At 70.1% G+C, this 12,143-nt stretch carries 13 protein-coding genes; 5 read left to right on the forward strand and 8 right to left on the reverse strand.

Features of this window, described 5'->3' with window-relative positions:
• Positions 1–16: 16 nt before the first annotated feature.
• Both L3Q67_RS24925 and L3Q67_RS24930 read left to right on the forward strand, forming a co-directional pair.
• Entirely contained in the window at positions 17–502 is a 486-nt protein-coding gene (locus L3Q67_RS24925) for a GNAT family N-acetyltransferase (RefSeq protein ID WP_499183888.1), read from the forward strand.
• Positions 499–1,599, forward strand: coding sequence for a UDP-N-acetylglucosamine--N-acetylmuramyl-(pentapeptide) pyrophosphoryl-undecaprenol N-acetylglucosamine transferase (locus tag L3Q67_RS24930; RefSeq protein ID WP_499183889.1), 1,101 nt, complete (start codon positions 499–501; stop codon positions 1,597–1,599). The genes L3Q67_RS24925 and L3Q67_RS24930 overlap by 4 nt, the downstream gene beginning before the upstream one ends.
• Here L3Q67_RS24930 and L3Q67_RS24935 read toward each other — a convergent pair.
• On the reverse strand, positions 1,562–2,725 hold the full coding sequence (locus tag L3Q67_RS24935) for a sensor histidine kinase (RefSeq protein WP_499183890.1): 1,164 nt from the start codon (positions 2,723–2,725) through the stop codon (positions 1,562–1,564). The two genes, L3Q67_RS24930 and L3Q67_RS24935, sit on opposite strands and share 38 nt — an antisense overlap.
• A complete protein-coding gene (locus tag L3Q67_RS24940; protein WP_499183891.1) occupies positions 2,718–3,395 on the reverse strand; it encodes a response regulator transcription factor in 678 nt (225 codons plus the stop codon). Before L3Q67_RS24940 ends, L3Q67_RS24935 begins: the two co-directional genes overlap by 8 nt.
• An 86-nt stretch (positions 3,396–3,481) precedes the next feature.
• Between L3Q67_RS24940 and L3Q67_RS24945 the strand changes: the two genes are divergently transcribed.
• Positions 3,482–4,009 carry a M15 family metallopeptidase gene (locus tag L3Q67_RS24945; RefSeq protein ID WP_499183892.1) on the forward strand — a complete coding sequence of 176 codons (528 nt, stop codon included), beginning with the start codon at positions 3,482–3,484 and terminating at the stop codon, positions 4,007–4,009.
• 346 nt (positions 4,010–4,355) lie between these two features.
• Here L3Q67_RS24945 and L3Q67_RS24950 read toward each other — a convergent pair whose 3' ends face one another.
• The 4 genes from L3Q67_RS24950 to L3Q67_RS24965 are packed head-to-tail and all read right to left on the reverse strand — an operon-like array spanning position 4,356 to position 8,821.
• On the reverse strand, positions 4,356–5,717 hold the full coding sequence (locus tag L3Q67_RS24950) for a glycoside hydrolase family protein (protein ID WP_499183893.1): 1,362 nt from the start codon (positions 5,715–5,717) through the stop codon (positions 4,356–4,358).
• A gap of 14 nt (positions 5,718–5,731) precedes the next feature.
• Positions 5,732–6,619 (reverse strand): carbohydrate ABC transporter permease, encoded by an 888-nt coding sequence (locus tag L3Q67_RS24955; RefSeq protein ID WP_499183894.1) that lies wholly within the window; start codon positions 6,617–6,619, stop codon positions 5,732–5,734.
• Positions 6,620–6,626: 7 nt separating this feature from the next.
• Positions 6,627–7,547 carry a carbohydrate ABC transporter permease gene (locus tag L3Q67_RS24960; RefSeq protein ID WP_499183895.1) on the reverse strand — a complete coding sequence of 307 codons (921 nt, stop codon included), beginning with the start codon at positions 7,545–7,547 and terminating at the stop codon, positions 6,627–6,629.
• A gap of 11 nt (positions 7,548–7,558) precedes the next feature.
• The gene (locus tag L3Q67_RS24965; protein WP_499183896.1) at positions 7,559–8,821 is read right to left on the reverse strand and encodes an ABC transporter substrate-binding protein; all 1,263 of its coding nucleotides are present in this window, start codon (positions 8,819–8,821) and stop codon (positions 7,559–7,561) included.
• Between the two features lie 243 nt (positions 8,822–9,064).
• Between L3Q67_RS24965 and L3Q67_RS24970 the strand changes: the two genes are divergently transcribed.
• Positions 9,065–10,117, forward strand: a complete 1,053-nt coding sequence (locus L3Q67_RS24970) for a LacI family DNA-binding transcriptional regulator (RefSeq protein ID WP_499183897.1) — start codon at positions 9,065–9,067, stop codon at positions 10,115–10,117.
• A gap of 80 nt (positions 10,118–10,197) precedes the next feature.
• Positions 10,198–10,533 carry a hypothetical protein gene (locus L3Q67_RS24975; protein WP_499183898.1) on the forward strand — a complete coding sequence of 112 codons (336 nt, stop codon included), beginning with the start codon at positions 10,198–10,200 and terminating at the stop codon, positions 10,531–10,533.
• On the opposite strand, the gene L3Q67_RS24980 is transcribed toward L3Q67_RS24975, so the two are convergent.
• Positions 10,499–10,981 carry a hypothetical protein gene (locus L3Q67_RS24980; RefSeq protein ID WP_499183899.1) on the reverse strand — a complete coding sequence of 161 codons (483 nt, stop codon included), beginning with the start codon at positions 10,979–10,981 and terminating at the stop codon, positions 10,499–10,501. The genes L3Q67_RS24975 and L3Q67_RS24980 overlap by 35 nt on opposite strands.
• Complete coding sequence (locus L3Q67_RS24985; protein ID WP_499183900.1) at positions 10,978–12,054, reverse strand: DNA polymerase III subunit beta family protein; 1,077 nt, start codon at positions 12,052–12,054, stop codon at positions 10,978–10,980. Before L3Q67_RS24985 ends, L3Q67_RS24980 begins: the two co-directional genes overlap by 4 nt.
• Positions 12,055–12,143: the final 89 nt, after the last annotated feature.

Below are 12,143 nucleotides of genomic sequence, written 5' to 3' on the forward strand. Positions count from 1 at the left end.
ATTCCTGGGGGAGAGCATGAAGACAAGACCGGCACGCCCGGCCGACGCCGATGCCGTCACCGAGTTGCTGGGCCAGCTGGGCTACCCCGGGAACAGCGTCGCCGCCACGGCGGCCCGGATCCGGGCCTGGGGCGGCGATCCGGCCGGAGCGGTCTACGTGGCCGACGCCGGGGGTGACGTCCTCGGCGTGATCGCGGTGCACACCTGCCCGTTCTTCGAACGCGCCGGCTCCTGGGGGCGGATCGTGGCGCTGGTCGTCGCCGAGCGGGTACGCGGCCGGGGCGTCGGCGGTCAGCTCATGACGGCGGCGGAGCTGTTCGCCGCGAGTCGCGGGTGCCTGCGCGTGGAGGTCACCAGCGCGGACCGCCGGGAGGACGCGCACGAGTTCTACCGGCGCCGCGGCTACCTCGACCAGCGGGGGACCTCGTCCCGGTTCCTGCGCGAACTGACCGCCACCGGGTCCCACGCCGCTGAGACCGTGCGACGAGGGGGACGGGCGTGACGGCACCGCGCGTGGTCGTCGCCGGTGGTCATTCGGCCGGGCACATCGAGCCCACGATGAACTTCGCCGACGCGCTCCGGCGGGTGGAACCCACGGCCGAGATCACCGCGCTCGGCACCGTCCGCGGTCTGGACACCACGCTCGTCCCGGCTCGCGGTTACCCGCTCGAACTCATCCCGCCGGTGCCGCTGCCCCGCGGCCTGAGCCGGGCCCTGCTGGAGACGCCGGGCAGGCTGCGCGACTCGGTGCTGGCGGCCGGGGCCGTGCTCGACCGCGTGCGCGCCGAGGTCGTGGTCGGCTTCGGCGGCTACGTGGCCGCCCCGGCCTACCTCGCCGCCCGCAGGCGGGGCCTGCCCATCGTCGTCCACGAGGCGAACGCCCTGCCCGGGATGGCCAACCGGCTGGCCGCCCGGCTGACCAGGCGCGTGTTCACCGCCGCGCCGGGGGTCCGGCTCCCGCACGCCACCGCCATCGGGATCCCGCTGCGGCGGGCGATCACCGGGCTCGACCGGTCCGCGCTGCGGGCCACCGCCCGGCAGCGGTTCGGCCTGCGACCCGGCGGGCCGGTACTGGTGGTCACCGGCGGTTCGCAGGGCGCGGGCACGATCAACGCCGCGGTGTCCGGCGCGGCCGCGGCGTTGCGGGCGGCCGGCGTGCAGGTGCTGCACATCACCGGGCCGCGGCACGTGGTCGAGGTGCCGGACGGCGACCCGCCCTACGTCGTCGTCCCCTACGTCGGCGAAATGCAGTACGCCTACGCCGCGGCCGACTTCGTCCTCTGCCGCTCGGGGGCGATGACCTGCGCCGAACTGGCCGCCGTCGGCCTTCCGGCCGCGTTCGTCCCCCTGCCGCTGCGCGGTGGTGAGCAGCGGCTGAACGCCGAGCCGATCGTCGCGGCCGGTGGGGCGCTGCTCGTCGACGACGCCGACCTCAGCCCCGCCTGGGTCGAGACCACCCTGATCCCGGTGCTGACCGAGCCCGGGCGCATCGACGAGATGTCGGCACGCGCGTCGGCGGCCGGCGGGCCCGACGCGGGAGCCGTCCTGGCCCGGCAGGTGCTCACCGTGGTCGCCGAACACCGTGCTCGGCGCCGCTGACCGTCGTCGGCTGGGGTGGTGGCGCGCCGGGCAGCCGCACCGTGACGCAGAGCCCGCCGGCGGCCCGGCGGGTGAGGGACAGCGTGCCGTCGTGCGCCTGGGCGATGCTCTTGACGATCGCCAGGCCGAGCCCGGCCCCCGCGTGGTCGTCGCGGATGCGCCGGGTGCCGCGCTGGAACGGCTCGACGAGCGTGGAAACCAGGTACGGACTGAGCTTCTGGCCGGTGTTCTCGACGGTGAGCACCACGGCCTGGGGGTGGACCCGGGTGGTCACCCACACGGTGCCCTGTTCGGGAAGGTTGTGCACGATCGCGTTGTGCATCAGGTTCGTCGTCATCTGCAGCAGGAGCGCGTGGGAGCCGACGGCGGGCGTGATGTCGCCGGAGGTCTCGATGGTGACGCCGCGTTTCTCGGCGAGCGGGAGCAGCGTTTCCGCGGCCTCTTCCGCGATGAGGGACAGGTCGACGTGGTCCCGGTCGAACGACCGCTGGTCGGCGCGGCTGAGCAGCAGCAACGCCTCGGTGAGGTCGATCGCCCTGGTGTTGACGAAGTGGAGGCGGTCGACGAGTTCCCTGGGGTCCCGGTCCGGGTCGCTGCGAGCCAGTTCGAGCAGCGTCTGCGTGATCGCCAGCGGGGTGCGCAGTTCGTGGGAGGCGTTGGCCGCGAACCGCTGCTGTTCGGCGTTGTGCGAGTCGATCCGCGCCAGCATGGTGTCGAAGGCGTCGGCGAGTTCGCGGAACTCGTCCTGGCGGCCTTCCAGCTGGATCCGGTGGGACAGGGAGCCGTTCGCGGCCAGGCGGGTGGCGTTGGTGATGCGCTGCAGCGGCGCGAGCATGCTGCCCGCCAGGATCCACCCGCCCAAGAGGCCGAACAGCAGCAGGAGCACCAGCACCGCGGCGACCTTCGGGCCGAAGGCATCCACCAGATCGGAGCGGTCGGGTATGTGCGGGCCGGGCGTACCCGGCCACCCGGGCTCGTTGCGCTCCGGGAAGTAGATCTCCTCGGGCACGTAACGCAGCAGGAACACCCACACCACGGCGAGCAGCAGGCCACCCGCGACCATGAGGAACCCGGCGTAGCTGAGGGTGAGTTTGAGGCGGACGCTCAGCCCGGGCGCCCTATCCACGGTCCCCGCCGCCGGTGTCGATGCGGTAGCCGACGCCGGGCACGGTGGCGATGAGCCACGGTGTCCCGAGGCGTTTGCGCAACGCCGAGACGGTGATGCGCACGGCGTTGGTGAACGGGTCGGCGTTCTCGTCCCACGCGCGCGCCAGCAGTTCTTCGGCGCTGATCACCCCGCCCTCGGCGGCGACGAGGACTTCGAGCACGGCGAACTGCTTCCGGGTGAGCGCGACGTAGCGGCCGTCGCGGAAGACCTCGCGGCGGAACGGGTCCAGCCGCAGGCCCGCGATCTCCCGCACGGGTGGCCTGCTGTGGGCGCGCCTGCGGTCGAGCGCCCGGAGCCGGAGCACCAGCTCGCGGAGTTCGAACGGCTTGGTGAGGTAGTCGTCGGCGCCGAGCCCGAACCCGGACGCCTTGTCGTCGAGCCGGTCGGCGGCGGTGAGCATCAGGATCGGCATGCCGTCGCCGGAGGCGACGATGCTTTCGGCGATCTCGTCCCCGGACGGCCCGGGGATGTCCCGGTCGAGCACGGCGATGTCGTAGGCGTTGACGCTCAACAGCTCCAGCGCGGTGTCGCCGTCACCGGCGATGTCGGCCGCGATCGCTTCCAGGCGCAGGCCATCGCGGATGGCCTCGGCCATGTAGGGCTCGTCCTCGACCACCAGCACACGCATGAGCCGATGCTACGAGCGCAGGCATATCGGCGGCATATCGAAAAGCACGTACGGGACGGCAACACCGCACCGTCTTGAGTGGAGACATGCTCTCCAGCGAACGAATCCGGGTCCTCGGCAAGGTAGACGGCGCTGTTCCCGAGCCCGTGCCGGTTTTCGACGACGAGACCCCGGCCGTGGCCAACCTCGATCCCGCGCTGCTCGGTGCACTGCGCGCGGCCGCCGCCGACGCCGCGGCCGACGGGGTGCGGATCTTCGTCAACGGCGGCTGGCGCTCGCCGGAGTACCAGGAACAACTGCTGCGCCAGGCGGTCTCGAAGTACGGCTCGGCGGAGGAAGCCGCCCGGTGGGTGGCCACCCCCGGCACGTCCGCCCACGTGTCGGGCGACGCGGTCGACATCGGCCGCGCCGAGGCCAGGGCGTGGCTGTCCGAGCACGGCGCCCGGTACGGGCTGTGCCAGATCTACCGCAACGAACCCTGGCACTACGAACTGCGCCCCGAAGCCGTCGACCACGGGTGCCCGCCGATGTACGCCGACCCCTCGCAGGATCCGCGGACGGCGCCCGGCGACCACCGTTTCGGCCTGCCACGGAGTGGGGCCACCGCCGGGTAGGACGGGGCCTCACTGGTCCGGTGTGGAGCCGCACGGGATGGGGGCTCGCCGGACGCGTTGACCGGCACACCGAGCGCCCGGCGAGTCCTTCCCCACGCGGGAACCGCCGATGCACCTGGAGGCTGACCACTGGCATCGTCCCGACACCGGGCCGAATACCCGCCGCGATCGCCTTCCACCCAAGCCGGTCCCGATTCACCCGTCAGAGTCGCGGTGCGCCGTGATGCGCACGAAGTCCGGCGGTACCACGCGTGCACGTCGGCGCCGGGCGACAGCTCTTCACCCCCACGACCCAGGTGCGCTCGTGTGGGTGAACACAACTCTCCGTTCCCGCTCCCCGAAGCCCTCATCCCCGGGCGGTCGAGATGAACGAGCGGTACCAGTGGTAGCTCGCGCGCGGGGTGCGGCGCTGGGTCGGGTAGTCGATGTGGACCAGGCCGAACCGGTGCTTGTAGCCGTGCGCCCACTCGAAGTTGTCGAGCAGGGACCAGCAGAAGTAGCCGCGCAGGGGTACTCCGGCGGTCACCGCCGCTTCGGCCGCGGCGAGGTGGTCCTGCAGGTAGGCGATGCGGTCGTGGTCTTCGAAGGTGCTCGAATCGGGGTAGACGCAGCCGTTTTCCGTGACGTAGATCGGCGGCAGCCGGGGGTAGCGTGCGGTCAGGTCGGTCAGCGCGGCGGTGAGACCGGCTGGTTCCACCGGCCAGCCCATGCCGGTGCGGGGGACGTCCGGCAACCGCGTCGTGTCCACGCCGATGTCGTGGGCGGTCCGCTTGGCCGCATCCGGCTCCCGGTGGGGCGCGTCGGCGACGTGCAGCCGGTAGTAGTAGTTGATGCCGACGTAGTCCAGTGGTTCGCCGATGATCGCCAGGTCCTCGTCACGGCGGAACGAGAAGTCGGTGATCGCGCCGAACATCGACGTCAGCTCGCCCGGGTACGCCGAACCGAACAGGGGATCGGTGAACTGCCGGCGCAGCAGGCAGTCCTGACGGTCGGCCGCGGCGATGTCCGCGGGGTCCCCGGTCACGGGCACCGCCGGGGACTGGTTGAGCACGATGCCGAATTCCTGCCCTGGACGGGCGTTGGCGCGCATCGCCTGCACGGCCAGGCCGTGGCCCAGCAGCAGGTGGTGCGCGGCGGCCAGCGCGCCGTGCCCTTCCCGTGCGCCTGGTGCGTGCCGTCCTTCGCCGTAGCCGACGATCGAGGAACAGTACGGCTCGTTCAGGGTCGTCCACTTGCTCACGACGTCACCGAGTGCGTCGTGCACGATCGCGGCGTACTCGGCGAAACACCCCGAGGTGTCGCGGTTGCGCCACCCGCCGTCGTCCTCCAGTGCCTGCGGCAGGTCCCAGTGGTACAACGTGGCGAACGGTTCGATCCCCCTGGCCAGCAACGTGTCGACGAGCCGCCGGTAGAAGTCGATGCCGCGCTGCTCGATCCGGCCGCGTCCGTCCGGCTGGATCCTGGACCAGGAGACGGAGAACCGGTACGCGTCGACCCCGAGGCCGTCGAGCAGTTCGACGTCCTCGGCCCAGCGGTTGTAGTGGTCGGCGGCCACGTCACCGGTGTCACCGGAGGCGATCGCACCGGGAACCGTCGAGAAGGTGTCCCAAATGGAGGCACCACGGCCGTCCTGCCGCGCGGCCCCTTCGATCTGGTACGCCGAAGTCGCCACACCCCAGCGGAACCCTGGCGGAAAAGCGATGGTCACGACAAGTCTCCTTTTCAGCCCTTGACGGCGCCCGACATGATGCCGCCGACGATCTGGCGGCCGAACAGCAGGAAGACCGCGAGCACCGGCACCGTGCCGATCGTCGCGGCGGTCAGCACCAGGGTGTAGTCGGTGGTGTAGCCACTGGCCAAAGTGGACAGCGCGGTCTGCACGGTCGGGTTCTCCGGCACCAGCACCACGAGCGGCCAGAAGAAGTCGTTCCACGCCTGCATGAAGGTGAACAACCCGAGCACCGCGGCCGCCGGGCGGGCCGCGGGCATGGCCACGTGCCAGAACAACCGCAACGAGCCGCAACCGTCCATCCGGCCCGCTTCGAGCAACTCGTCCGGGATCGCCCGCTCGAAGTACTGCCGCATGAAGAACACCCCGAACGCGGTCACCAGCCCGGGCACGATCACCGCGTGGATCTGGCCCGCCCAGCCGAACTCGCTCATCATCATGTAGAGCGGGATCACGCCGAGTTCGGTCGGGATCGCCTGGGTCGCGATGATCACCAGCAGCAGCACGTTGCGGCCGCGGAACCGCAGCTTGGCGAAGGCGAACCCGGCCAGCGTGGAGAACAGCACCACCGACACGGTGATCGTGCCCGACACCACGATCGAGTTGGTCAGCGCCAGCGCGAAATCGGTGGTGTCGAAGACCCGGGCGATGTTCTCGAAGAGGTGGCCACCCGGCACCAGCACCGGGGGCACGGAGTCGATCGCGTCCGGCGTCTGCGAGGACACCACGAGCGACCAGTACACCGGGAAGGCCGAGCCGGCCAGCACGGCGATGAGCCCGGCGTAGACCCACGGCCCCGCGACCCGTCCGGCCAGCCGGCGCACCCGGCTTCGCGAACCGGCGGGCGGCGCCGGGGCGGGTGGGTCCAGCACAGCAGTCATGGCTTCCTCAATCCGTCTGGATCCGCTTGGTCACCAGGTAGCCGAGACCGGCGACGAGGATCGTGGCGACCGCCAGCACGACCGCGATCGTCGAGCTGTAGCCGAAGTCGTAGTTGGTGAAGCCCTGCTCGTACAGGTACAGCGCGGCGGTCTGGAACTGCCGGTCCGAGCCACCGGTCGCGGCCGCGGTGCCGGGGTTGAACAGCAGCGGCTCGGCGAGCAGCCGCATGTTGCCGGTGGTCGCGATGATCGTGGAGAAGATGATCTGCGGCCGCAGCAACGGCACGGTGATCCGCCAGAACTGCTGCCAGCCCCTGGCCCCGTCCAGGGTGGCCGCCTCGTACAGGCTCGACGGGATCGCCTGCATGGACGCCAGGAAGATCAGGGCGTGGTAGCCGGTCCAGCGCCACACCACCATGGTGGCGATCGCGACGTGCGAGGAGGCGGTGCCGGCCTGCCAGTCGATGTGCCCGGCGCCGAACAGCTCCAGCACCCAGTTGATCAGGCCGAAGTCCCGGCCGAAGAGCTGGGCGAAGATGATCGTCACCGCGGCCACCGAAGTGACGTTCGGCAGGATCACGCCCATCCTGAACAGCGTGCGGGTCCGCACCTTGCGGTTGAGCAACTGGGCGATGCCGAGGGCGAACAGGATCTGGGGGACCGTGGTCAGCAGCCACAGGCTCAGCGTGTTGCCCATGGCGTTCCAGAAGTACGGATCGGCGAGCAACTGCTGGTAGTTGTCCACCCCGGTGAAGGACGCGCCTTCGGCGTCGAGCAGGTTGCGGTGCTGCAGCGACACCCAGATCGTGTAGAGCAGGGGGAACAGCCCGAAGACACCGAAGATCAGGAAGTACGGCGCCACGTAGGCGTACGGCGCGAACCTGGTGTCCCACCGGTGCCTCCGGGTTGCCCGATCCAAGAACTCCACTGACTCCACGGTCAGCTCGTGAGGTTCTGGACATCACCGACGAACTGGTTCCACGAGTCGTCGCCGCTTTGCTTGCCCTGCTCGACCCGCTGCATCGCGTTGCCGATGGCGGTCTGCACGTCACCGGCCTTCGGGCCCTGGTACTGGGGCTGGAGCTGCTTGGCCGCGTCGGTGAACAGCTTGCCGACAGGAGCGTTGTTGAAGAACGGGTTCTGCAGGCCCACGACGGCCGGGTCCTCGTACAACTGGGGCGTCGACGGCAGCAGTCCGGCGGTGGCGAACACCTTGGCCTGCTGCTCGGGCGCGGTCAGCCACGCCACCAGTTCGACGGCCTTGTCGACGTTCTTGCCCTGCTTGGGGATGGTGAGGTACGAGCCGCCCCAGTTCCCGCCGCCGCCGGGCACCGACGTGACGTCCCACTTGCCCGCGGTGTCCGGTGCCTGGTCCTTGATCTTGGCCATCTGCCAGGCCGGGCAGGTGACGGTGGCGAACTGGCCCTGCTTGAACCCCGTGTTCCAGACCGGTGTCGAGTAGAGCAGCTTCGCCGACAGGCCGGAGTTGACGGCGTCCGCCACGAGGTCCCAGCCCTGCTTGAGCTCCGGGTTGCTGCCCACGGTGATCCGGTCGGACTGGTCGTAGTAACCGGTCGCGGCCTGGCCGACGATGGCGTTGAGCACGGTCGGGCCACCGTCGAACCACTTCACGCCCTCGGGTGCGCCGGCCTGGAACCGCTTGCCCGCGGCCATGAAGTCCGCCCACGTCGGCCACAGCGCGGCGACCTGCGTGCGCTCCGACGGGAGACCGGCGGCTTCGAGCAGGTCCCGGCGGTAGCAGATGGCCAGGCCGCCGACGTCGGTGCCGTAGCCGATCTGCTGGCCGTCCTTGCTCAGCGAGGCGGCCCACTTCCACGGCAGCCAGCGGTCCTTGAGCTGGTCGCCGCCCTTGGTGTTCAGGTCGACGAACTTGTCGGAGGTGGCCTTGAACTGGGCGACGTAGCCGGTGTCGACCGCCTCGATGTCCGCGGCGCCGTTGTTGGTGGCCAGGTGGGCGGCCAGGTTCTTGTGGTGGTCGGAGTAGGAGGCGGTGCGGTCCTGGATCTCGATGTCCGGGTGGGTGCTCGCGTACTCCTTGAGCAGTTCGGTGTAGCCGAAGTTGCCGAACAGGCCGATGGTGAGTTTCGTCTTGCCACCGGCTCCGGATTCACTGCCGCAGCCGCTGACCACCGCGCCGGCCACCAGCGCGGCGCAGACGATCGCCATTGTTTTGGAGCGCATCGAAGGCCTCCGTTTGTTTTTTTGCGCGCTTGAAGAGGAAACGCGACCTCGAGCGACGGGCGGGGCAGCCGATAAGCGGTTCCTGCACCGGCCGGCCCGGGATGTGTGGCGTCCATGACAGCGGGGCCGACCGAGATCCGTCAAGTAACAACACGGTAACGTGCCAAGCTCGGCCACGGGCTTGACTGGGGAAAGTGCGCCTGCCTAGGGTGATGTAACCGCTTACGGTGGACAGGAGGCCGAATGGCGACCGGGCGCGAGATCGCCGAGTTGTGCGGCGTGTCCGTGGCCACGGTGTCGCGGGTCTTCAACCAGCCGGAAACGGTCAACGAGGAGACCAGGGAACGTGTTCTCCGGGTGGCCGGGGAACTGGGTTATCGGCCCAACGAATCCGCGCGAGCGCTCTCGACGAAACAATCCACGATGATCGGCCTGGTCTGGGACACCGACCACCGCAGGCCGGGCTGGCGGCACCCGTATCTGCAGGATCTGCTGATCGGGTTGAAATCCGCGCTCAGCGCGCACGGGTACCACCTGCTCATGCTGGCCACCAGTGGCGACTCGCGGGAGGTCGGCGCGTCGCTGGCCGATCCGGTCGGCTACGTGAACCTGGCGCGCCGACACCACCTCGGCGGGCTGGTGCTGATCGACAGCGGTTCCGACGCGGAGGCGTTCGAAGCCTTCGCGCAGTCGGGGCTGCCGTGTGTCGCGGTCGACGTCGCCGTCGACGGGCCGAACGCCACGTACGTGATGTCGGACAACGCCGCCGGTGCGGGGTCGGCCGTCCGCCACCTCGCCCGGCTCGGCCATTCGCGGATCGCCACGATCACCGGCCCGCCGGGCAACCAGCCCGCCGAGGCGCGGATCTCCGGTTACCGCACGGCGATGCGGGAATCCGGTCTGCGGTCGCGTGAGGACTACGTGGTGACCGGGGACTTCTACCGGGCCAGCGGAACGGCCGCGATGCGACGACTCCTCGCACTGGACGAGCCGCCCACGGCCGTGTTCGCGGCCAGCGACGAGATGGCGGTCGGCGCGTTGCTCGCCGCCAGGGCCGAGGGGCTGCGCGTTCCGCGAGACCTGGCGCTCGTCGGTTTCGACGACATCGAGATCGCGTCCGTGGTCGATCCGGCACTGACCACCGTGGCGCAGGACAAGCCGGGATTCGGGGTGGCCGCGGCCAAGGCGGTCATGGCCATGATCACCGGCGCCGGCCGCGAGGGCCCGGTGATCCTGCCGACCCAGCTGGTCATCCGGGATTCCTGCGGCTCGACCGCGGCGCACGACGTGCGGTAGGAAGCACGCGCAACGAGCGGGCTTGGCGGCGTCGCGGTACTGATCAATGATCGCGCCGGTGAGCGGCATACTCGGGTCGCATGTGGACTGAACTGGTCGCGGCGATCCCGTGGTTGCGGCAGGTCGACCCCCGGGGGCTGGATCTGGACGAGTTCGTGGTGCCTGCCGGTGAGGTGGCCGGAATCCGGGAGCGGCTCGAACGGGAACTCGGGGCGCACGTCATGACCTATCGAGTTTCCGTGCCCCGGCCGGGCGCGAGGCAGTTGTGCCGGATGCTGGTCACCGCGGACCTTTCCGCCGCTGCCATCGGCACGCTGCGAGAAGCCGAAGAACGGACCGGCGTCGTGTTCTGCGCGTATGCGCGGCCGTTGCGACTCCGCGTCACTCCTGGACACCGTCGCCCGTGGCGGGTGTGAGGGGTTCGGTCGATCGCTGGGTGACGAGCTCGGCGACCTGCTCGATCCACCGCACCAGCTGATCGGCGTACGGCCCGCCGGGCAGGGATGAGACCAGGTCGCCGGCTGCCGACACGTGCACCCTCGCGGTGTCGAACGAGCCGAGACGCCGGTGGTTGTCGGCGAGGTTCAGGTGCAGCGACGGGTAGAAGCCGGCCACCTGAGGCGCGGCCTCCGCGGCTCGATCGGCGGCTTCGAGGGCTCGTTCGTCCCAGAGGATCGCCTCGGCCGGGCCGTAGAGGTCCGCGAGGTAGTGGGCGAGCACGCACTGGTGGAAGGAATCGGCGCTCCCGGCGATGCTCTCCCAGATGGTCAGCAGCTCGTCGCGGGCGCCATCGGTGTCACCCTCACGTCCTCGGGTGACCGCCTTCCCGATGGAGGCCATCAGTGTGTCTGTGGTGCCGCTCATGGGCGGTGCTCGGGTGCCGCGATGGGCATGACGAGGGTGCTCAGCGCGCCGTTGTCGGCGGAGCGCACGGTGACGGGCTGGTCCGGGCCGCGTAGATCGAGCATCACGTCCGGGCCGACCGCCTGGAGGATGGCCGGGTAGAGCGTGGTGAGCTGGAACCAGATCACCAGGTCCTCGCCGTCTACCCGAGCCGGAAGGTCGCGTGCGGGGGCGTCCGGGGTGCGCAACTCGACGCTGTTCGGATCGCGACTGAGACGAAGCCCGACGGAGTCGGCCGTGATTTGCTCGAGGGTGGTGACCAGCTGCTGCCTGGCGGCGGTGACGCGATGAGTCACCGCCGCCAGGGAATCGAGCATCAGCCGGTAGTCAGGGAACTCCATCGGGAGGATGGCTATCCGATGGGACACGCCGTTGCCCAGCTCGATCTCGAGTGCTCCCGGCAGCGCTTTGAGCACGATCCGGGCGCTGCGGCGAATCCGGGCCACCGTGGCCCGGAGGTCATCGCCGGACAGTGCCGCGGCCCACGGGTCACCGGCGAACTCCTCGGGCAAGGCGAGCGTGCGGGTGGTCAGCCGATACCGGTCCGTCGCCGTGAGGGTCGCTGATCCAGACGAAATTTCGAGGTACACGGCGTTCAGCACGGGCACGGCCGCCTCCTGGACGGTGGCAGCCAGTACCCGGTCGATCGCGTCGGCCATCGCCGGTCCGGAAAGGACACCCAGCCGGGTCCCGGCTTCCGTGCTCAAGGCGGCCTTCAGCTCCGCCGCTATCCCTTGGGCGAAACGGCTTTCGTTGCCGATGTCCGCGATCCGCTCGTCGATCAGCCTGGCCGCCTCCAGCGGATCGGCGTCGAGCACTTCGTTGACCCGGGGGAGCGGCATCCCGAGCTCACGGAGCTGCCGCAGCCGCACGGCGCGATCGATCTGGGCCTCGCTGTAGTACCGGTACCCGCTGACCGGATCGACCGACTCCGGGGGGAGCAGGCCGGCATCACCGTAGAACCTCAGCGCACTGGGCGTCAGGGCGGTCCGCTGCGAGAACGCACCGATGGACATCAAATGGGGGCTGTTCACCCGTCCATCGTCGGGCTTCGACCAACCTGAAGGTCAAGCAGGCGGCGGCTTCCGGCACTTGACCTCGACTCGAATGGAGGTTCTAGGGT

Origin of the sequence: Saccharothrix sp. AJ9571, from assembly GCF_021725495.1 — a bacterium.
Classification (GTDB): domain Bacteria; phylum Actinomycetota; class Actinomycetes; order Mycobacteriales; family Pseudonocardiaceae; genus Amycolatopsis; species Amycolatopsis magusensis.